The sequence below is a fragment of the Plantibacter sp. ME-Dv--P-095 genome, from assembly GCF_030209365.1.
Taxonomy (GTDB): Bacteria; Actinomycetota; Actinomycetes; order Actinomycetales; family Microbacteriaceae; genus Plantibacter.
Window position 1 is genome coordinate 133258 of record NZ_JARVSB010000010.1, and the last position, 20778, is coordinate 154035.

General features: G+C 70.1%; 14 protein-coding genes. 12 read left to right on the forward strand and 2 right to left on the reverse strand.

The features are described from left to right. Positions 1 to 109 precede the first annotated feature (109 nt). The 6 genes from QRN26_RS15455 to QRN26_RS15480 all read left to right on the forward strand — a co-directional run bounded on the left by QRN26_RS15455 (position 110) and on the right by QRN26_RS15480 (position 6613). A complete protein-coding gene (locus tag QRN26_RS15455) occupies positions 110 to 1039 on the forward strand; it encodes a DUF5819 family protein (protein WP_285037456.1) in 930 nt (309 codons plus the stop codon). After that, on the forward strand, positions 1036 to 2079 hold the full coding sequence (locus QRN26_RS15460; protein ID WP_056014444.1) for an HTTM domain-containing protein: 1044 nt from the start codon (positions 1036 to 1038) through the stop codon (positions 2077 to 2079). Before QRN26_RS15455 ends, QRN26_RS15460 begins: the two co-directional genes overlap by 4 nt. A 252-nt stretch (positions 2080 to 2331) precedes the next feature. Beyond that, complete coding sequence (locus QRN26_RS15465; protein ID WP_285037457.1) at positions 2332 to 3120, forward strand: DeoR/GlpR family DNA-binding transcription regulator; 789 nt, start codon at positions 2332 to 2334, stop codon at positions 3118 to 3120. Next, positions 3117 to 4142, forward strand: a complete 1026-nt coding sequence (locus QRN26_RS15470) for a 1-phosphofructokinase family hexose kinase (RefSeq protein WP_285037458.1) — start codon at positions 3117 to 3119, stop codon at positions 4140 to 4142. The genes QRN26_RS15465 and QRN26_RS15470 overlap by 4 nt, the downstream gene beginning before the upstream one ends. Before the next feature lie 58 nt (positions 4143 to 4200). Next, a complete protein-coding gene (locus QRN26_RS15475) occupies positions 4201 to 6258 on the forward strand; it encodes a PTS fructose transporter subunit IIABC (RefSeq protein WP_285037459.1) in 2058 nt (685 codons plus the stop codon). Between the two features lie 85 nt (positions 6259 to 6343). Continuing rightward, positions 6344 to 6613: an HPr family phosphocarrier protein gene (locus tag QRN26_RS15480; RefSeq protein ID WP_056014456.1), complete on the forward strand. Its 270-nt coding sequence runs from the start codon at positions 6344 to 6346 to the stop codon at positions 6611 to 6613. Positions 6614 to 6886: 273 nt separating this feature from the next. Here QRN26_RS15480 and QRN26_RS15485 read toward each other — a convergent pair whose 3' ends face one another. After that, a complete protein-coding gene (locus tag QRN26_RS15485) occupies positions 6887 to 10786 on the reverse strand; it encodes a glycoside hydrolase (RefSeq protein WP_285037460.1) in 3900 nt (1299 codons plus the stop codon). 134 nt (positions 10787 to 10920) lie between these two features. After that, a complete protein-coding gene (locus tag QRN26_RS15490) occupies positions 10921 to 11961 on the reverse strand; it encodes a LacI family DNA-binding transcriptional regulator (protein WP_056776355.1) in 1041 nt (346 codons plus the stop codon). 146 nt (positions 11962 to 12107) lie between these two features. Between QRN26_RS15490 and QRN26_RS15495 the strand changes: the two genes are divergently transcribed. The 6 genes from QRN26_RS15495 (at position 12108) to recR (ending at position 20722) form a co-directional block, all read left to right on the forward strand. Then, on the forward strand, positions 12108 to 13031 hold the full coding sequence (locus QRN26_RS15495; protein ID WP_056014464.1) for a carbohydrate ABC transporter permease: 924 nt from the start codon (positions 12108 to 12110) through the stop codon (positions 13029 to 13031). Then, entirely contained in the window at positions 13031 to 13981 is a 951-nt protein-coding gene (locus QRN26_RS15500; protein WP_056014467.1) for a carbohydrate ABC transporter permease, read from the forward strand. The genes QRN26_RS15495 and QRN26_RS15500 overlap by 1 nt, the downstream gene beginning before the upstream one ends. Before the next feature lie 137 nt (positions 13982 to 14118). Continuing rightward, on the forward strand, positions 14119 to 15471 hold the full coding sequence (locus QRN26_RS15505) for an ABC transporter substrate-binding protein (protein ID WP_056014470.1): 1353 nt from the start codon (positions 14119 to 14121) through the stop codon (positions 15469 to 15471). 169 nt (positions 15472 to 15640) lie between these two features. Then, positions 15641 to 17398, forward strand: coding sequence for a glycoside hydrolase family 35 protein (locus QRN26_RS15510; RefSeq protein WP_285037461.1), 1758 nt, complete (start codon positions 15641 to 15643; stop codon positions 17396 to 17398). Between the two features lie 72 nt (positions 17399 to 17470). Beyond that, entirely contained in the window at positions 17471 to 20119 is a 2649-nt protein-coding gene (locus tag QRN26_RS15515; RefSeq protein ID WP_285037462.1) for a DNA polymerase III subunit gamma and tau, read from the forward strand. A 3-nt stretch (positions 20120 to 20122) separates the two neighbouring features. Beyond that, positions 20123 to 20722, forward strand: coding sequence for a recombination mediator RecR (recR, locus tag QRN26_RS15520; protein ID WP_056014479.1), 600 nt, complete (start codon positions 20123 to 20125; stop codon positions 20720 to 20722). Positions 20723 to 20778 lie beyond the last annotated feature (56 nt).

The window sequence follows — 20778 nt, forward strand, 5'->3', positions numbered from 1 at the left end:
GCGTGGGCCGCGCCGCATTCGGGTCGGCGCGGCCCACTCCTTCTCCCGCGGACGGCACCACCGAACGGGTGCCCCCGCGGTTCATCACCACCAGCACCAAGGAGGAACCGTGACTCCGATCACACGACCATCCGCCGCCCTGCGACAAGCTCCGGGACCGGCACACCATGAGGACCCGGGCCTGCTCGAGGAACCCCACCCTGAGCGACCGACCGCCGAGCCGGTCGACGGCCAGGGACGCTCCACCCGCCGACACCCCGGGGGAGCGACGCCCGCACCGCCGGGGCGCGTCGCGCGCATCGCCGCCGCGGTCTCGATCGCCCTCGTCGGTGTCTACGTCGCCGGCACCCTCGTGATCGTCTCGCCCACCACACCCGTCCGCGGTACCGTGGTCGCGGCGGCCGGCCCCTACTTCACGCAGAAGTGGAACGTGTTCGCGCCGAGCATCATGAAGACGAACATCACGTTCTCCGTGCAGGCGCAGTGGCGCGACGCCGACGGCGCTCTGGTCAAGTCCGACTGGGTCAACGTCACGGAGCTCGAGCAGCAGGCCGTCCCCGGTCACGCCGAGCCGTCGCGCATCCAGAAGTCGTCCTGGAACGCGATGCTCGCCTACAACGCCCGGTATCTCGCGCTCGACGCCGAGCAGCGGGAGCTCGTCCGCGACACCTTCATCCAGCGCGCCGACGGTGGCGGCTACCGCGCCCAGTCGGCCGAGTCACTCATCGCCGACCTCGAGGCCGTGGGCGGGACGCCGAGCACCGGGCGCGGCGACATCGTCCGGTTCCTCCGCTACGACTACATGCTGAAGGAGTACGCGACCGCGTTCTCCACGGCGTACTTCGACGAGGACGTCGAACGGGTCAGGTGGCGGATCGACCGCACCCGCCCGAACGACTTCGAGAACCGGTTCTCCGAGGAGCAGCAGTTCGACGCCACCACCGTCACCTTCGGCTGGCGACACGTGGACGACGTGATCGACGCCGAGACGCTCGCGGTCTACCGCGACGTGATCAGCCGCTACGGAGGTGCACGATGAACGCCGTCCGCACAGGGTTCGACCGCTTCACCGGATGGGTCACGGGTGCCAAGCACGCCGGGTACAGCCTCTCCGCGCTGCGCATCCTCTACGGGATCGCGATCGTCAGCTTCCTCCTCACGAGCCTCGCCGACCGGCACTACCTGTGGGGTGTCGCGTCCCGATGGGTGGATCCGGAGGCCAGACGTCGTGCCTGGTTCCCGCTGTTCGAAGTGGTGTTCACGAAGGACAGCGCCTTCCTCTTCGACCTCGCCTACGGGGCGTTGATCGTGCTGGGCGTCCTGTTCCTCATCGGCTGGCAGACCCGCTTCGTCACGCCCGTGCTCCTCGTGTTCTGGGTGGGGCTCGCGACGAACAGCACGGTGCTCACGAACGGTGGCGACACGATCCTCCGCATCACCCTCCTCTTCCTCGTGTTCGCGAACCTCTCGCGGCACTGGTCGGTCGACGCGTGGCTCGCGCGTCGGCGGGGCCGGGAGCCACGCCCCCTCCTGCGCGGGCGTCTCGCGATCCCCGAGTGGTTGGGGAACGCGGCGAACAACACCGCGGTGCTGCTCTGCGGCTACCAGATCATGCTCGTGTACGTGAACTCGGGCATCTACAAGCTCATGGGTCCGGAGTGGCGCGAGGGGACGGCGTTCTACTACTCGCTCGTGCTCGACGTGTTCCGCCCGTTCCCGGCGCTCAGCGACCTGGCCTGGCAGATCGCGCCGTTCGTGTGGGTCGCGACGTTCCTGTCGGTGTGGGTGCAGCTCCTGTTCCCCGTCCTCGTCCTCTGGCGGCCGACCCGCATCGTCGCCCTCGGGTTCACGATCCTCATGCACCTCGGCATCGGGCTCTTCCTCGGGCTGTGGCCGTTCTCGCTCGCGATGATCGCCCTCGACCTGCTGTTCGTCCGCGACCGCACCTGGGTGGCCACCGGCCGATGGGCGACGCACGCCGGGGGAGTCCTCCGCCAACTGCTGCCCGATCGCTCGGCGTCCGTCGGGCGCGAGGCAGCGGAGCGACCTGTCACGACGGCGGCCGGTTCGCCGTCGTGACACCAACCGTCTCGCGCGTTCGGGTGCGAGACGAACAGGCGGTCGGCGCCACGGTTGCGCCGACCGCCGCCTTCTTGTCAGTCCCGGCCTTCGAACCGTCCCCGTTCGTTCGCCCATTTTTGGGCGAGTGAACCCTCCCTCGCCCAAAAATGGGCGAACGAATATACCCGGATCTGTGTTTCCCTGTGTTTGTGTGATACTTTCTTCGCACTGCAAGCCTGCAATACCGGAAACGAAGGTCAAGGACGACGCATGTACGCGACGGAGCGGCACGAGCACATCACCAGCCGGGTGAAGACGAGCGGACGGGTCTCCGTCGCCGACGTCTCCCGGGAGCTGGGCGTCACCGCCGAGACCATCCGCCGCGACCTCGACCAGCTCGAGTCCTCCGGCATCCTGCGCCGGGTCCACGGCGGTGCCGTCTCCGCGGCCCGCGCGTCCGTCGCCGAGGCCAGCCTCGCCGAACGCCAGGACCAGCGCCGCGACGCGAAGGCGACGATCGCCCGCGCCGCCCTCCGCCTCATCCCCGACACCTTCAGCGGTTCGATCGTCATCGACGCCGGGACGACCACGGCGCACCTCGCCGACCTCCTCGTCACCTGGCGGCCGGCCGTCGCCGGCCAGACGCTCACCGTCATCACGAACTCCGTGCCGATCGCGGCGACGCTCCACCACTGCGACCACGTCGAACTCCACCTGCTCGGCGGTCGGGTCCGCGGCATCACGAGCGCCGCGGTCGGCAGCACCACCGTCGACGAGCTCGGCCGCTTCCGTCCCGACATCGCCTTCGTCGGCGCGAACGGCGTGAGCGCCGACTTCGGCCTGAGCACGCCCGATGAGCTGGAGGGGGCCGTCAAGTCAGCGATCGTCCGCGGTTCCCGCCGGGCCGTCGTCCTCGCCGACGCCGCCAAGCTCGGCGAGGAGGCGCTCATCCGCTTCGCCGCCCTCGACGAGATCGACACCGTCATCACCGACGAACCCGTCGCGGCGGAGCTCACCACGGCCTTCGAGGGCGCCGGCGTCGAGGTGGTCGTCGCATGATCATCACCCTGACCGCCAACCCCTCCCTCGACCACACCGTCGAACTGCCGGGCGTCGTCGAGCGCGGCGAAGTCCTCCGGGCACTCGCGAGCCGTGAGCAGCCGGGTGGCAAGGGCGTCAACGTCTCACGGGCCGTCGCCGCCGCCGAACTCTCGACCGTCGCCGTCCTCCCCGGTGAGTCGAGCGACCCGATGGTCGAATCGCTCCGCGACCAGGGCATCGACGTCCTCGCCGTCCCGACCGGGCAGCCCGTGCGCCGCAACATCACCCTGACCGAGCCCGACGGCACGACGACGAAGATCAACGAGCCGGGGCCGCTCCTCAGCGAAGACGACGCCACTCGGCTCGTCGACGCGACCGCCCGTGCCGCGGCCGGCGCCGAGTGGTTGGTCGTCGCCGGTTCGCTGCCGCCCGGCCTCGCACCCGACTTCTACGCCAGGGTCGTGCGGGCCGCCCGGGCGCTCGCCGCCGACGGTCGTCCGCTCGTCGCCGTCGACAGCTCCGGCGCACCGCTCGCCGCCCTCCTCGCCGCCTTCGCGGACAGTGGTGAACGCGTCGACCTCATCAAGCCCAACGGTGCCGAACTGGCCGAACTCACCGGCATCGCGTCCGGCGAGGACATCGAGGCGGACCCGGCGCTCGCCGCCGCCGTCGCTGCGACACTCGTCGGTTCGGCCGAGGCCCCCGGCCCCGTCGTCGCCGTCCTCGTCACCCTCGGCTCGCGAGGCGCCGTCCTCGTCGAAGCCGACCAGGCCTGGTCCGCCCAGGCCCCGAAGATCGTGGCGCGCAGCACCGTCGGCGCGGGGGACTCCTCCCTCGCCGGCTACCTGATCGCGCACACCGCAGGCCTCCCGCCTGCAGCCCGCCTCGCGCAGGCCGTCGCCCACGGAGCCGCAGCCGCGGCGCTCCCCGGCAGCGACGTCCCGGCGCTCAGCGAGACCGACGCCGCAGCCATCGACGTCGGCCCGCTTCCGCATCTCGACAGGCTCGGTGACCGGGCGTTGCACCTCATGCGTCCCTGATCCACCGACCACGTACCAACCGAAGCAGCAGCAGCATCCGTTTCGAAGGAGAACCCAGATGTCCACCCCATTGATCACCACCGGCCTCGTCGCCCTCGACGCCGACCTCGGCACCGATCGCGCGGGCGTCATCCGCGCGCTCGCCGAGCTCGTCGTCCGGGCCGGCCGTGCCACCGACACCGACGCGTTGTTCGCCGACGCCTGGGCTCGCGAGAGCAAGACAGACACCGGCATCCCCGGCGGCATCGCGATCCCGCACTGCCGTTCCGCCGCCGTCACCGAGCCGACGCTCGCGATGGCCCGCGTCTCGCCGCTCGTCGACTTCGGTTCCGACGACGGCCCCGCGGACCTCCTCTTCTTCATCGCCGCTCCGGATGGTGCCGATCAGGCGCACCTGGCACTGCTGTCGAAGCTCGCCCGCTCGCTCATCAAGCCCGAGTTCGTGACCTCGCTCCGTGAGGCCCCCGACGCAGCAGCCGTCGTCTCCCTCGTCGAGGGTGCGCTCGGCGACGCCCCGAAGGCCGCCACAGCACCCGCTGCGGAGCGCGCCGCCTCGGCTCCCGTCGAGTCCGCGGGCGAGGCGAACCGCCCCGTCCTCATCGCGGTCACGTCCTGTGCCACCGGCATCGCCCACACCTACATGGCGGCCGACTCGCTCGCCGCCACCGCCAAGCGCCTCGGTGTCGAGCTCCACGTCGAGACGCAGGGCGCGTCCGGCGCGACCCCCCTGCCCGCCGATGTCGTCGCGAAGGCGCAGGCGGTCATCTTCGCCGTCGACGTGGACGTCCGCGACGTCACCCGCTTCGCCGGCAAGCCCGTCATCAAGGCGCCGGTCAAGCGCGGCATCGATGCGCCCGAGCAGCTCATCAACGACGCGGTCGCCGCGATCTCCAACCCGAACGCCCCGCGCGTCGCCGCTGCGGCGGGAGAGGCGTCCGCTTCGACGTCGGACAAGAAGGACGCGAACGTCGGTCAGTCGATCAAGCGTTGGCTCCTCACGGGTGTCAGCTACATGATCCCGTTCGTCGCCGGTGGCGGTCTCCTCATCGCGCTCGGCTTCCTCCTCGGTGGGTACAACATCACGGAGAACGCCGGCAAGATCATCGTCGAGAACAGCCTCGCGAACCTCCCGGCGGGCGGCCTCGGCACCTACCTCGGTGCCGTCGCGTTCTCCATCGGTGACGCGTCCATGAAGTTCCTCGTCCCCGCCCTCGCCGGCTACATCGCCTACGCGATCGCCGACCGACCGGGCATCGCGCCCGGGTTCGTCGCCGGTGCCGTCGCCCTCCTCATGAGCGCCGGCTTCCTCGGCGGACTCGTCGGCGGTCTGCTCGCCGGTGGTGTCGCTTACGGCCTCGGCCGCCTGAACGTGCCGCGCTGGCTGCGTGGGCTCATGCCCGTCGTGATCATCCCGCTGCTCGGCTCGATCGTCGCCTCCGGCCTGATGATCCTCGTCCTCGGTGGTCCGATCGCCGCGCTCATGGGTGGCCTCAACACGTGGCTTTCCAGCCTCACCGGTGTCTCCGCGATCCTGCTCGGCGTCATCCTCGGCACGATGATGGCGTTCGACCTCGGTGGCCCGGTCAACAAGGTCGCGTACTCCTTCGCCGTCGCCGGTCTCGGTGCCGGCACGCTCGCCAACCAGGCACCGTGGCAGATCATGGCCGCCGTCATGGCCGCCGGTATGGTGCCGCCGCTCGCGATGGCCCTCGCCTCGACTGTTCTCAGCCGTCGTTCGTTCACCGCCGTCGAGCGGGAGAACGGCAAGGCTGCCTGGCTGCTCGGCGCCGCGTTCATCAGCGAGGGTGCCATCCCGTTCGCCGCCGCCGACCTGTTCCGCGTCATCCCGGCGTCGATCCTCGGTGGTGCCGCCACCGGTGCGCTCATCATGGCGACCGGCGTCACGTCGCAGGCACCGCACGGTGGTGTGTTCGTGTTCTTCGCGATCGGCAACTTCGCGATGTTCGCCGTGTCGGTCCTCGTCGGCACCGTCATCACCGCCGTCGCCGTCGTCCTGCTCAAGCGGTTCGCCTGCCGTCGCCCGGTGGAGGGTGCGGACGCCGCAACCCCCGCCGTCGGCACCGAGCAGGCGACCGTCCGCCCGGCCACCGTCTGACCCACTCCGGGCCTGATCCACAGCCGGACCTGATCCACTGGTCAGGCCCGTCCACTCGACACCGAACCTGAGAAGGAGCATCATCATGGCCGAACGCCAAGCCACCATCGCCAGCCGCGTCGGGCTGCACGCCCGCCCCGCCAAGCTCTTCATCGAGACGGTCAAGCGCCAGCCGGTGCCCGTCACGATCGAGCTCGGCGACTCCGGGCCGCTCGACGCCTCCAGCATCCTCACGATCATGAGCCTCGGCGCCACGAACGGTGACGTCGTCACCCTCCGTGCCGAGGGCGAGGGTGCCGACGAGGCGCTCGCCGAGCTCGCCGGCCTCCTCGAGACGGACCTCGACGCCGAGTAGTCACCTGCAATGACGGAACCCCGCCACCCGAGTCAGCTCGGGTGACGGGGTTCCGTCGTGGTGCCCTTCGACCGGCTCAGGGACCGGAAAGGGTCTGGTCACTGAGCTTGTCGAAGTGCGGTGTTGGTCGAGTGCCCTTCGACGGGCTCAGGGACCGGGTCCGCGGGGACCGTCCTGGTCACTGAGCTTGTCGAAGTGCGGTGTTCGTCGGGTGCCCCTCGACAGGCTCAGGGACCGGGGATCCGGTCACCGAGCCTGTCGAGGCGCGGTCGGCTACGCCGAGCGTCGGCGTCGCGCGACGAGCACGGAGCCGAAGCCGACGATGCCGAGCAGCAGTGCGACCAGCCCGACGGTCGACACGTCGACACCCGTGCGCGACAGTGAGTCGGCACCCGTGGTCGAACCACCCGAGGGTGAGCTCGTGCCGTCACCGCTCCCGACCGTGCCGCCACCGGAGCCCGTGCCGGGCCCGGTTCCGGGGTTCGTGCCCGGGTCGGTGCCGGGATCGGTTCCCGGGTCCACCACGGCGGCCAGGACGGTCACGGGTGCGGACGTCGTCTCGACCGGCGCGAAGCCGTCGGCCGAGACCGTGACCCGGACCGCGAGCGCGGCACCGGCACTGCCGGCGGGCGGGGTGAACGTCGCCGTGTCGGCCCCGTCCATCACCTCGTCGTCGAGCAGCCACGCGTAGACCACGGTCGCGTCCTCCGGGTCGAGGACGACCGCCGCGGTCGTCGCCACCCCTTCGCGCGCCACGCTCGAGAGCGTCGCGGTCGCGACCGCCGTCCGGGCGAAGGTGATCGTCGTCGACTGCGTGGTCGTACCGTCGGCCGCCGTCACCGTGATGACGACGCCGTCGCTCGCGTCGGCCGCAGCACGGGCTGCAGCAGCCGGAGCAGCGGCGAGCGGTTCGATCGTGACCGTCGCGTCGCGGTCGGCGGGGACCGCATCGATCACGGGATCTGCGGAACCCGCCAGCGGCACCTCGTACTCGAGGACGCCTGCGTCGAAGCCCTCGACCGGCGTGCCGTTCACGCGCAGTGCCGCGAGGCCGGCTTCGGTGGCGACCGACGGCGCGAGCGCGTAGATCTCCACCTCGGAGACGACCAGGTGCGTGTTCGGGTAGGCCGTCATGACGACGCGCACGGCCGTGGTCGACACGCCACCGAGGTCGACGTCGACGACCGGCGCCGTCCCGCTCGCAGGCACGGTGACCGCTCCGCCCGGTGCGTCGATCCACGTCCCGTCAGCGTCGCGGTACTGCACCGTCAGCGCACTCGGCCAACTGTTCGTCCCACCGTCCTTGTAGGCGTAGAACGTCACATGCTCGACCGTCTGCGCGGAACCCAGCTCGTAGCTGAGCGTGTCACCCGCCGGCTTGTCCGACGAGCGCCAGTTCGACCAGCCCTTGTCGGTGCGCACGCCGTTCGTCGTGTTGCTCGCGGGGTAGCCGGACTCCGTCGACGTCGCACTCGCGACGGTCGTCGGGTCGGGAGCGATGTTGCGCTCGCCGGGAGCCGTCACGATGACCGACAGGAGTGCGTCGATCGGTGCGGCTGCCGGGTCGTTGGAGACCGCAGTGCCCGTCACCCGGACGACGCCGGGTTCGGCGAAGTCCTCGTCGGTCAGCGAGTCGACGTCCCACGTCACCGCGGCGTCGAAGCGGTTGGCGCTGGCCCCGATCTGTGCGGGGACGGTGGCCGGGACGGCGTCGATCACGGCGCTCGCCAGTGTGCCGGCGGCGACGGTCAGCGAGACGGGCTCCGTGCTGGTGAACCCGCCGATGTCGACGGTCGCCTGGGCGGAGAAGATCGTTCCCCACCCATCCGTGCCGGACCCGGTCACGACGATCGTGCCGGGGGTGTTCCAGTCCACCGCCGAGGTGTCCCACGTGACCGGGACGGGCGAACCCTGCACGGTGCCGTAGAGCGGGACGACGGTGCCCGGCAGCGCGGCAGGCACACCGGCGATGGTCTGCGCCACGACCGGCTGGACACCGGTGAGGGCGATGTCGACGAACGCCCAGGTCTGGTTCGCGCCGTTGTTCGACTGGTAGACGCCGACCGCGGCACCTGTCGTGGTCGACTGGCCGCCGACCTCGAGGGCCTGACTGGTGCCCGCGTTCACGAGGCTCCACTCGGCGCCGTTCGTGGTCGTGGGGATCCACTGCATGGACGGGTCGGTCGCGGCCTGTTCCCGGGTCGCGGTCACCAGGGAGGTGCCGGCCGACGTCGCGGCGAGGAGTGCGCCCGAACCGCTGCGCATCGCATACCGGTCGGTGCTGGTGCCCCCGCCGGACAGGAGCTCGGCGGTCCAGACCTGTGCGGCACCGGTGGTGGCGTCGGACGCGCGAGGCGCGATCGTGCCGGCCGGGACCGTGCCCGTGGTGCTGGACGCGGTGAACGCCTTCGCGCTCTGCTTCCCGACGAGCTGGTAGCCGTGCCCGTCCTGGAACGGTGCGGCATCCGCGGCGACACCGGTCGCGCCATCGACGAGGAAGGTGGTGACCGACTTCGCCGGGACGGTCAGCGTCGCCTGCTTGGTGACGGGGTCGATCGCGACGGCCGCGCCCTCGACGAGGGCGTTCGCCGTCACATCGTCCGCGGGGGACTCGGTGGTGACGACCGGGGTGACCGTCGCGCCCGGGGCGATGTCCGCGAACTTCGACAGGTCGATGGTGATCGTCCGAGCGGAGGTCGACGGGTTCGCGTGGACGAGCGTCGCACCCGTGCCGTCGGCGCGCAGGGCCGTGGTGGTCTCCGCGTCGGTGGAGGGGATGAGGTGGTCGCCGGGCTGCACGTAGTGGGTGAAGTTGCGGAGCGTGTTGTACTTCGCGTTCGTCTGGACGGAGCAGCTCGGATCGGCGTCACCGTCGGCGATGCGGCGCTCGGAGTCGCCCTCGGCGTTGCAGTCGAAGTCGATGAGGACACTGCCCCAGTTGAGCTTCTCGACCTTCTCCATGTTGTAGAGGTCCTCGACCGGCTGCCAGAGGACCCAGGCCGTCGGCTCGAGGTTCCGGAGGTCGTCGATGAGGTGCGTCGCCATCCCGATGCCGTTGTCGATGTTCGTGAGGTTGTGCTGGCCGCTGGAGTCCCAGTCGCCCTCGACCTCGCTCATCCAGAGCGGCTTGCCGGCGGTCTTCGCGATGTCGCGTGCGACGACGCTGCCGCCCTGTCCGTAACTGTGGACGTTCAGCTGCGTGACGAGGTCCTTGGCGGTCTGCGACCAACCGTTCCAGTTGGTGGCGAAGATGCCCGGGTTGGTCTCGTCCATCGCGGCGATGACCGCCTCGGTGGACGTGCCTTCGGCCGCCAGGCGCTCGGCGAGGGCCTTGATGACGGTGTCCTGCATGGCGGGCCCGATGTGTGCGCCCTCCTGCCGGCCGCCCTTCGGCCAACCCGTGGCCTCGTCGATCTGCGTGCCCCAGTAGTTCGTGTTGGGCTCGTTGAACGGGTCGATCGTGTCGAAGTCGATGCCGGTGTCGGCCTCGAGGTGGTCGACGACGGTGGTGAGGTACGCGACGAAGTCGTCGACGCTCTCGGGCTTCAGCTGCTCGTCGGCGGCGTTGTAGTTCCCGGAGACGTAGCCGCTCTCGGTCATGAAGTACGGCGGGGAGTTGCTGAAGGCCTCCCACTTCGTGATCTTGTCCTTGAGGGCCGTGAGCCACCAGCGCTGGGTCTCGTCGGCGGTGAAGTCGTAGGAGGCCGGGTCGTCGGCGTCCCAGGCAGCGGCGTAGCGGTCGCGGTCGGCGTAGTCGGAGGTGATCGGTCCGTCCGCGTCGCTCGCGCCGAGGTCCGGGTTCCACCAGCCGTCGACGGCGCCGCCGGCGCGGAGGTAGGGCGGGACGTCGCTCGCGTTACCGCCACCGATGTTGTAGCGAGCGATGTTGAGGTTGAGGCCGTCCTCCCCGAACACCTTGTCGAAGAGGTCCTGGCGGACGTCGGCGGGGTAGTCGCCGGTCGCGTTGGCGAACCAGACGAGGCTCGTGCCCCAGCCCTCGAAGGCCTCGTTCTGGTAGGCGGGGTTCGGCGTGATGGTCAGGGCGGTGCCCTCCGCAGCGGCGGCAGGCGTCGCCTCCACGGTGGCGAGGGCTGGTGCGATCGCGGCGATGCCGAGGGCGACGGCGACGGTCGCTCCGATCGTTCGGCGGCGGACTGGTGACGGCAGTGTCATCGGTGGTTCCTTCGTTGGAGGCCGTAGAGCAGATCGATGTTCACGTGAACATTGCGCGACGCAACGTCGCGATGTTCACGTCAACATTTCCGACGAGTATGGGCGACCCCTCACTCGGGTGTCAAGGGCGCCGGTCAGCGCGTGGGTGGGGGAGCGGTGCTCGCGCGCACGACGAGGCGGGTCGGCGTCAGCGGCTCGGAGGACGCCGACGGGCCCTCCTCGATCTCGCGGAGGAGGGTCGTGATCGCCCGTCGGCCGATCTCGTCGAAGTCCTGGTGCACCGTCGTGAGCGGCGGCCAGAAGGAGTCCGACTCCGGGGTGTCGTCGAAGCCGACCACGCTGATCGACCCCGGCACGGCCCGCCCGCGTTCGTGCAGGGCACGCAGGAGTCCGAGCGCCATCTGGTCGTTCGAGGCGAAGACGGCGGTGATTTCCGGGCGCTCGGCGATCTCGAGGCCGATCTCGTAGCCGGAGGTCGTCGACCAGTCGCCACGGAACGCGGGCGGCGGCGTGATGCCGGCCGCGCGCAGGGTGTCGCCCCAGCTCTGCTCCCGACGAGCTGCCGAGTAGGAGGTGCGGGGACCGGCGATGTGCCACACGCCCTGGTGCCCGAGGTCGAGGAGGTGCTGCGTGGCGAGTGCCGCACCCTGCGCCTGGTCGTTGTCGACGACCGGGTAGTCGGTGCGCGCGGCCGAGTCGATGACGACGACGGGCAGGCCGGCCGGCAGCTCGACGTCGGCGCCGTCGACGATGTGCGACTCGATCACGATGATGAGCCCGTCGACGTCCTGCTCGCGGAGGCTGTCGAGCGCGACGGCGACGTCGCGCTGCGTGGGGTACTCGACCGGGACGACGGTGACGGAGTACCCGGCCCGCGCCGCCTGCACGGTGATCGCATCGAGCGTGCGCATGTTGCCGTAGGAGGAGAGGGTGAACATCGTGATGCCGATGCTGCGGGTTCGACCGGATCGAAGGGCGCGTGCGGCCCGGTTCGGGCGGTAGCCGAGTTCCGTCATCGCCTCGAGGACGCGGTCGCGAGTGGTGTCGTCGACGTTCGTCAGGCCGTTCGCGACGCGCGACACCGTCTGCGAGGAGACGCCGGCGTGGGCGGCGACGTCCGCCATGGAAGGCGCACGTCTGGCGCGGCCGGGCGCTCGCCGAGTGGTGTCCGTCATGGTCTCCCTATCGTCGCATCCATCCTTGCATGTTGACGTGAACATGCTATGGTACCGAACAGATGTTGACGTAAACATCACCGGCGACACCCCCACCACGCCACACCGCACGACGGTTCCACCCGAATCCAGCAAGGAAGCTGCCCATGACCACCACGACCGCTCGCACCGGCCGGCCACCAGCGGTCCGCGTCCACCGCCGCGACCGCCGGGATTGGAAGGGGTGGGCGTTCATCGCCCCCTTCATGATCGTCTTCGCGCTGATGATCATCGCGCCCCTCGTCTACGCGCTCTACCTCAGCTTCTTCCAGGAGAAGCTCATCGGTGGCAACGCCTTCGTCGGGTTCGACAACTACCTCCAGGTCTTCCAAGACCCGAAGTTCTGGGAACCGTTCGGCCGCGTCGCGCTGTTCTTCGTCGTGCAGGTGCCGATCATGCTGGCCCTGTCGCTCACGGCCGCACTCGCACTCGACAGCGCCCGGCTGCACGGCGCCGCGTTCTTCCGCATCGCCCTCTTCCTGCCGTACGCGGTGCCTGGCGTCGTCGCCGCACTCATCTGGGGCTTCATCTACGGCGACCAGTTCGGGCTCGCGGGCAGCTTCAACGACCTCGTCGGCGCGCAGATCCTCGAGCCGTTCAGTTCGCAGGCCGTCCTCGCCTCCATCGGCAACATCGTCACGTGGGAGTTCATGGGCTACAACATGCTCATCTTCTACGCCGCCCTCCGGGTGGTCCCCGGCGAGATCTACGAGGCGGCCGAGATCGACGGCGCCGGACAGTTCCGCACGGTCTTCAGCATCAAGATCCCGGCGCTCCGCGGCGCACTCGTCATCGCGACGATCTTCTCCGTCATCGGCTCCTTCCAGCTCTTCAACGAGCCGAACCTGCTGAAGAACCTCGCCCCCAACGTGATCACGAGCAACTTCACACCGAACATGTACGCCTACAACCTGTCCTTCGCGGGGCAGCAGTTCAACCTCGCGGCGACGGTCGCGATCATCATGGGCGTCATCACCGCCGTCATCGCCTACGTCGTGCAGGTGCGCGGCTCCCGACAGGAGAACAGCTGATGGCCACCGTCTCGAACCCCACCGTGCGTCCGCAGACCGTCTCGACGAGCACCGCCCGCAACGCACGCGCCTTCGACCGCCCCACCCGGAAGCGCCACGATCCGCGACGCAAGCGCTCGCTGGTCCTGACGATCGTCATGGCCGTGTTCCTCATCTACTCCGTCGTCCCGATCCTCTGGCTCGTCATCAACGCGACGAAGTCCCAGCCCGACCTCTTCTCGTCCTTCGGCCTCTGGTTCGGCGACGGCGGGTTCAACCTGTGGCAGAACATCGTCGACACCGTGACCTACCGCGACGGTCAGTTCGTCGGCTGGTTCGGCAACACGCTCCTCTACGTCGTCGTCGGCGCCGGCGGGGCGACCCTCCTCGCGACGATCGGCGGCTACGGGCTCGCGAAGTTCCGGTTCCCGGGCAAGCGTGCGGTCTTCGCGATCATCCTCGGCTCCATCGCGGTGCCCGGAACCGCGCTCGCCGTGCCGACGTTCCTCATGTTCAGCCAGCTCGGCCTGACGAACACGCCGTGGGCCGTCATCCTGCCCTCGCTCGTCAGCCCGTTCGGCCTGTACTTGATCTGGACGTACGCGGTCGACGCCGTGCCCACCGAACTGCTCGAAGCGGCACGGATGGACGGCGCGGGGGAGTTCCGCACCTTCTTCACGATCTCGCTCCGGCTGCTCGGTCCCGGCATCGTCACGGTCCTCCTCTTCGCGATCGTCGCGACCTGGAACAACTACTTCCTGCCGCTGATCATGCTCTCCGAACCCACCTGGTACCCGCTCACCGTCGGCCTCAGTCAATGGAGCGCACAGGCCACGGGTGTCGCGGCCCAGCCGATCTTCAACCTCGTGATCACCGGATCGCTCCTGACCATCGTCCCGATCGTCATCGCGTTCCTCTTCCTGCAGCGCTTCTGGCAGTCCGGCCTCAGCGCCGGCAGCGTCAAGGGCTGATCCGCTCCCTGAACTCCCTCCCCGGTCCCTGAGCTTGTCGAAGGGCCCCGGTCCACAACCGCTTTCCCCCGGTCCCTGAGCTTGTCGAAGGGCCACCAGCACCACTCCTCCTCCCAACGCAGTGAAAGGAAACACCCATGAAGCGCATCTCACCGTCCCGCACGGTCCTGCGCCGCGCGGCCACGGCGGCCGTCGCGTCCGCGATGATCGGAGCGTCGCTCGTCGCCTGCTCGTCCGGCGGCGGCACCACCGCCTCGGGCGACGCCAAGGACATCGAATCGGCCCTCGAGGCCGGTGGCGAGCTGACCTACTGGTCGTGGACCCCGTCCGCGGAGGCCCAGGTCGCCGCGTTCGAGAAGGCCTACCCCAAGGTGAAGGTCAACCTCGTGAACGCGGGCACCAACACCACCGAGTACACGAAGCTGCAGAACGCGATCAAGGCCGGCAAGGGTGCCCCGGACGTCGCGCAGGTCGAGTACTACGCCATCCCGCAGTTCGCGCTGAGCGACTCCCTCGTGGACCTCAACGCCTACGGCTTCGGCGACCTCAAGGACGACTACAGCCCCGGCCCGTGGAGCTCCGTCAACATCGGCGACGGCCTGTACGCCCTCCCGCAGGACTCCGGCCCCATGGCCATGTTCTACAACAAGACGGTGTTCGACCAGTACGGCATCGCCGTCCCGACCACCTGGGACGAGTACATCGCCGCCGCGGCCCAGCTGCACACCGCCGACCCGTCGAAGTACATCACGAACGACTCCGGTGACTCCGGCTTCGCGACCAGCATGATCTGGCAGGCCGGCGGCCGTCCGTTCACCGCCGACGGCACCAAGGTGAGCGTCAACCTCGCCGACGAGGGCTCGAAGAAGTGGGCCGACACCTGGAACCAGCTCGTCGAGGGCGACCTGCTCTCCGACGTCCCCGGGTGGAGCGACGACTGGTACAAGTCGCTCGGCAACGGCAGCATCGCGACCCTCATCACCGGTGCCTGGATGCCCGGCGTGCTCGAGTCGTCCGTCGCCGAGGCCTCCGGCCAGTGGCGCGTCGCCCCGATCCCGACCTACGACGGCAAGCCGGCCAACGCCGAGAACGGCGGCGGCGGCCAGGTCGTGCTCAAGCAGAGCAAGAACCCGGCGCTCGCCGCGGGCTTCCTCAAGTGGCTGAACAACGACGAGGAGAGCGTCAAGGTCTTCCTCGACAACGGCGGCTTCCCGGCGACCACCGCCGACCTGAACTCCGACGAGTTCCTCTCCGCGGCCCCCGAGTACTTCGGTGGACAGAAGATCAACGAGGTACTCGTCCAGGGTGCCAAGGACGTGTCGACGGGATGGCAGTACCTGCCCTACCAGGTCTACGCGAACAGCATCTTCGCCGACACCGTCGGGCAGTCCTACGCCAACCGGGCAGACCTGAACGACGGTCTGGCCGACTGGCAGAAGCAGCTCGTCGAGTACGGCAACACGCAGGGCTTCACGGTCACCGAGAAGTAGTCGTCCACCGGCTCCGGTCCGTCCCGGAGCCGGTGGCCCGGCCTGCAGCGAGACCGCGGGCACCTGCACCACCAGCACCATCGACCGTGGCCGGTCGGCGGACCCGCACGGGTCTCGTCGGGCCGGCCACGGTCGCTCCATCCCGACCTCTTCATCACGGAGCCCCAGCATGCCCACGTTCTCCATCGGCGCCGACGACTTCCTGCTCGACGGCCAGCCGTTCCGGATCCTCTCCGGAGCCCTCCACTACTTCCGGGTGCACCCCGAGCAGTGGGCGGACCGCATCGCGAAGGCGAAGCTCATGGGGCTCAACACGATCGAGACGTACGTGGCCTGGAACCAGCACAGCCCCGAGCGCGGTGTGTTCGACACCACCGGCACCAACGACCTCAAGCGCTTCCTCGACCTCATCGCCGAGGCCGGCATGTACGCGATCGTGCGGCCCGGCCCCTACATCTGCGCCGAGTGGGACAACGGCGGCCTGCCGGGCTGGCTGCTCCACGACCCGGAGCTCGGACTGCGTCGCAGCGAGCCCCGGTACCTCGCGGCCGTCCGCGAGTACTTCGAGGCGCTCCTCCCGATCGTCGCCGCGCGGCAGATCGACCGCGGTGGTCCCGTCATCCTCGTGCAGGTCGAGAACGAGTACGGCGCTTACGGCGACGACCACGACTACCTGCGTACCCTGACCGCCTGGACCCGTGAGCTCGGGATCACCGTGCCGCTGACGACGGTCGACCAGCCGACCGCGCAGATGCTCGAGGACGGCAGCATCCCCGAGCTCCACAAGACCGGTTCCTTCGGCAGCCGTTCGCTCGAACGCCTCGCGACCCTGCGGGAGCACCAGCCGATCGGCCCGCTCATGTGCTCGGAGTTCTGGGACGGGTGGTTCGACCACTGGGGTGAGCACCACCACACGACCCCGGTGGCGGAGACGGCCGCCGACCTCGACGCGCTGCTCGCCACGGGTGCGTCGGTCAACATCTACATGTTCCACGGCGGCACGAACTTCGGGTTCACCGGCGGCGCGAACGACAAGGGGCAGTACCGCTCCCACGTCACGTCCTACGATTACGACGCCCCACTCGACGAGGCCGGTCACCCGACGGAGAAGTTCTTCGCCTTCCGCGACGTGATCGCGAAGTACGCCGAGGTGCCGACGGACATCCCGCCCGCCGCGACGGACGCACCGGCGTTCACCGCCGCCTTCGAGTCGGAGGTGCCCTTCGCGGACGTCGCCGACGAGCTCGCACCGCTCGAAGCGTTCGACCGGATCCCGACGATGGACGAACTCGGAGCGTTCAGCGGTCTGGCGCGCTACCGGGCGTCGCTCGGTGGACGTGGCGGCGTGCTGCGGTTCGCCGAGGTGCGCGACCGCGTCGTCGTGTCCGTCGACGGCGTGCCGGTCGGGACGCTGACCCGCGAGTTCCAGGAGCGTTCCCTCGTGATCCCGGCGGGCGAGACACTCGAACTCCTCCTGGAGAACCAGGGACGCGTCAACTACGGCAAACGCCTCGGTGAGCCGAAGGGCATCATCGGGCCCGTGTCGCTCGACGGCGTCGAACTGACCGCCTGGGGGATCGCGCCGATCGCCCTCGACCGACTCGACGAGGTCGTCGACGCCGCGTCGTCACGTGCGCCTGGCACGCCGATCAGCGGTGCCGGCCCGGTGCTGCTCACCGCGACCGTGACGCTCGATACACCGACCGACCTGTTCCTCGACACCGCCGACTGGGGCAAGGGACTCGTCTGGGTGAACGGCTTCCTGCTGGGCCGCTACTGGTCGAGAGGGCCGCAGCACACGCTCTACGTTCCGGGCGGTCAGTTGCGTGCGGGGGCGAACCGGTTCACCGTGTTCGAGTTCCATGCGTTGACCGCGCCGGAGCTCTCCTTCCTGGCCCGTCCGTCGCTCGGTCCCGTGGAGTTCTAGGCGCCGTCCGAGCGGCGGCCGTCCGCTTCCATCGGCGGCCCCGATGTCGGGGGCGACGGCTACCATTGGTGGGTGGTCACTGCTCTGTATCGCCGGTATCGGCCCGAGACGTTCGCCGAGATGATCGGTCAGGCGCAGGTCACCGATCCCCTCATGACGGCCCTGCGCACCAACCGGGTCAATCACGCCTATCTGTTCAGTGGTCCGCGAGGCTGCGGCAAGACGACGTCGGCCCGCATCCTGGCCCGTTGCCTCAACTGCGCCGAGGGCCCGACCGACACCCCCTGCGGTGTCTGCGCGAGCTGTGTCGACCTCTCACGCGACGGCTCGGGCTCGCTCGACGTCGTCGAGATCGACGCCGCCAGCCACAACGGTGTCGACGACGCCCGCGACCTCCGCGAGCGCGCGATCTTCGCGCCGGCCCGCGACCGCTACAAGATCTTCATCCTCGACGAGGCGCACATGGTCACCCCGCAGGGCTTCAACGCGCTGCTGAAGATCGTGGAGGAGCCGCCGGAGCACGTGAAGTTCATCTTCGCGACGACCGAGCCCGACAAGGTGATCGGCACCATCCGTTCGCGCACCCACCACTACCCGTTCCGGCTCATCCCGCCGGCCCAGATGCTCGACTACGTGCAGCAGCTCTGCGACAGCGAGCACGTCGGCGTCGAGCCGGGCGTCCTGCCGCTCGTGGTCCGCGCCGGTGGCGGTTCGGCGCGCGACACCCTGTCGCTGCTCGACCAGCTGATGGCCGGCTCAGAGGGCGACTCGGTCGACTACGAACGTGCCGTCGCGCTGCTCGGCTACACGCACACCGCGCTGCTCGACGAGGTCGTCGACGCCCTCGCCGCGCGCGATTCCGGGGCCGCGTTCAGCACGGTCGACCGCGTCATCCAGACGGGACAGGACCCCCGACGCTTCGTCGACGACCTGCTCGAACGACTCCGCGACCTCATCGTCGTGGCCGCCACCGGGGAGAACGCGGCCGCCGTGCTGCGTGGTCTGCCCCAGGACGAGCTCGACAAGATGCTCGGCCAGGCGCGTGCCTTCGGCATCGCCGAGCTCTCCCGCACGGCGGACGTCGTCAACGAGGCGCTCACGCAGATGACGGGCGCGACCTCGCCACGGCTCCACCTCGAACTCATGATGGCCCGCATCCTCGTCCCCGCGGCCGACGACTCCGCCCGCGGAGCGCTCGTCCGGGTCGAGCGCCTCGAGCGCCGCATCGGTGTCGCCGCCGACCCCAGCGCTGCAGCGCCGTCGGCCTCGGTTCCGGCACCCGCCTCGAGCCCGGCCGTTCCGGCTACGGCTCCGTCTTCCGCGCAGGCCCCGGCCCCCGCATCGTCTCCGGTCCCCGAGCCGGTCGACGGACGCGCAGCTGCCGCTCCCGCGCCGGTCGCCCCTCCGGCCCCGGCCGCGCCCCGCGTCGGCCCGGTCACGCTGCAGCTCGTCCGCGACGCCTGGCCGGAGATCGTCGCCCGGGTCGAGAAGGCCGACCGCAAGGCGTGGATGATCGTCGTCAACGCCCAGGTCGGTGGCTACTCCGACGACGAGGTCCTCACCCTCGTGTTCGCGAACAACAGCGACCTCAACGACTTCAAGGCACGCCACGCTCCGGGCACCGGGGTGGCCGAGGTGCTGCGTACCGCGGTGCTCGACGTCCTCGGCGTGCGGGTCAAGTACCTCGCCAAGGTCGCGGGTGCCGAGGAGCCCCCGGCGGTCCGCGCCGGTGCGCCGGCCTCGGGCCCGACCTCGTCGGAGCCGTCCGCCTGGTCGACGCCGAGCCTGCCGCAGAACGTCCCAGCGCCCGCAGCGCCGTCGTCGACCGGCGGCCCCGCCTCCGCGGCGTCCCGCCCGTCGTGGCCGACGGTCGCGCCTGCCGGCGGAGCGGATGCCGCGTCCTCGTCCGAGCCCGCTGCCGGCGGTTCCGGCGTCGCCGTCATCGAGTCGCCGGCTCCGTCGCCTGCGGCGCCGGTCGAGGAGCGGGCCTCGGTCTCGTCCTCCTCCTGGGCGACGGTCGCCCCGCCGGCCGACGAGCCCGAGCCGTCCTCGGTCCCTGAGCCTGTCGAAGGGCCCACGGCATCTCCGGCGCCTGCCTCGGCGACGCAGCCGTCCTCGGTCCCAGAGCCTGTCGAAGGGCCCACGGCATCTCCGGCGCCTGCCTCCGCCACGCAGCCGTCTCCGGTCCGCGAGCCTGTCGAAGCGCCCACCTCCTCTCCGGCGCCTGCCTCGACGACACCACCGTCTCCGGTCCCTGAGCCTGTCGAAGGGCAGCCCACCCAGCCCACAGGACCCGCAGCTTCCGCCCCGACGACCACGCCGCGCCAGCAGGCCGCGCCGTCGCGCCAGCAGGCGCCCGCCCGAGGTCCCGCCAACGGCGACGCCCTCGGCGCGCGGACCGTCACCTGGGACGTGGTCTCGATCCCGTCCGACGCGGACGCACCGCCGCCGGACGACGAGCCGCCGTACCCCGACCCCTACGACGCCCCGGCGTCCGCGGCGGCCCCCTCGGCTCCCGCCGCTCCGGCTCCGGCCGCTCCCGCCACCCCACCCGAGGCCGAGCGCCGGCAGCCGCTGGTCAAGATGCGTCAGGCGCCTCCGGCGTCGGCGGGATCCCATCCGGCGGGCGACAACCGGTACGGCGAGAGCGTCGTCCGCGAGCTCCTCGGCGCCACATTCATCGAGGAGCAGCCGCACGAGCCGCGCTCCGGAGGGCGGTAGGCCATGTACGAGGGAATCGTCCAAGATCTGATCGACGAGTTCGGGCGACTGCCGGGCATCGGTCCGAAGTCGGCGCAGCGCATCGCGTTCCACATCCTCCAGACGGAGTCGTTCGACGTGTCGAAGCTCGCCGAGCTCCTCACCGTCGTGCGCGAGAAGGTCAAGTTCTGCGAGATCTGCGGCAACATCTCCGAGCAGAACCTGTGCAGCGTGTGCCGCGATCCACGGCGTAACCCGGCGCTCATCTGCGTCGTCGAAGAGCCCAAGGACGTCGTCGCCATCGAGCGCACGCGTGAGTTCCGCGGGTTCTACCACGTGCTCGGTGGCGCCATCAGCCCCATCGACGGCGTCGGCCCCGACGATCTCAACATCCGTCGGCTCATGCAGCGTCTGGCCGACGGCACGGTCACCGAGGTCATCATCGCGACCGACCCGAACCTCGAGGGCGAAGCGACCGCCACCTACCTCAGCCGGCTGCTGCTCCCGATGGGGATCCGCATCACCCGACTCGCCTCCGGCCTGCCCGTCGGCGGCGACCTCGAGTACGCCGACGAGGTCACTCTCGGACGAGCGTTCGAGGGCCGCACCGTCGTCAGCGGCTGAGCCGCCGGCCCACCCACCCATCCCGACCCGTGCTGCGATCGACCGTTTCTCAGGAG

Bases quoted from the DNA above. Each gene is read 5' to 3' on its own strand.
- QRN26_RS15470 (WP_285037458.1), top strand. From the start codon at position 3,117: ATGATCATCACCCTGACCGCCAACCCCTCCCTCGACCACACCGTCGAA.
- QRN26_RS15465 (WP_285037457.1), top strand. From the start codon at position 2,332: ATGTACGCGACGGAGCGGCACGAGCACATCACCAGCCGGGTGAAGACG.
- QRN26_RS15480 (WP_056014456.1), top strand. From the start codon at position 6,344: ATGGCCGAACGCCAAGCCACCATCGCCAGCCGCGTCGGGCTGCACGCC.
- QRN26_RS15475 (WP_285037459.1), top strand. From the start codon at position 4,201: ATGTCCACCCCATTGATCACCACCGGCCTCGTCGCCCTCGACGCCGAC.
- QRN26_RS15460 (WP_056014444.1), top strand. From the start codon at position 1,036: ATGAACGCCGTCCGCACAGGGTTCGACCGCTTCACCGGATGGGTCACG.
- recR (WP_056014479.1), top strand. From the start codon at position 20,123: ATGTACGAGGGAATCGTCCAAGATCTGATCGACGAGTTCGGGCGACTG.
- QRN26_RS15490 (WP_056776355.1), bottom strand. From the start codon at position 11,961: ATGACGGACACCACTCGGCGAGCGCCCGGCCGCGCCAGACGTGCGCCT.
- QRN26_RS15505 (WP_056014470.1), top strand. From the start codon at position 14,119: ATGAAGCGCATCTCACCGTCCCGCACGGTCCTGCGCCGCGCGGCCACG.
- QRN26_RS15485 (WP_285037460.1), bottom strand. From the start codon at position 10,786: ATGACACTGCCGTCACCAGTCCGCCGCCGAACGATCGGAGCGACCGTC.
- QRN26_RS15500 (WP_056014467.1), top strand. From the start codon at position 13,031: ATGGCCACCGTCTCGAACCCCACCGTGCGTCCGCAGACCGTCTCGACG.
- QRN26_RS15495 (WP_056014464.1), top strand. From the start codon at position 12,108: ATGACCACCACGACCGCTCGCACCGGCCGGCCACCAGCGGTCCGCGTC.
- QRN26_RS15510 (WP_285037461.1), top strand. From the start codon at position 15,641: ATGCCCACGTTCTCCATCGGCGCCGACGACTTCCTGCTCGACGGCCAG.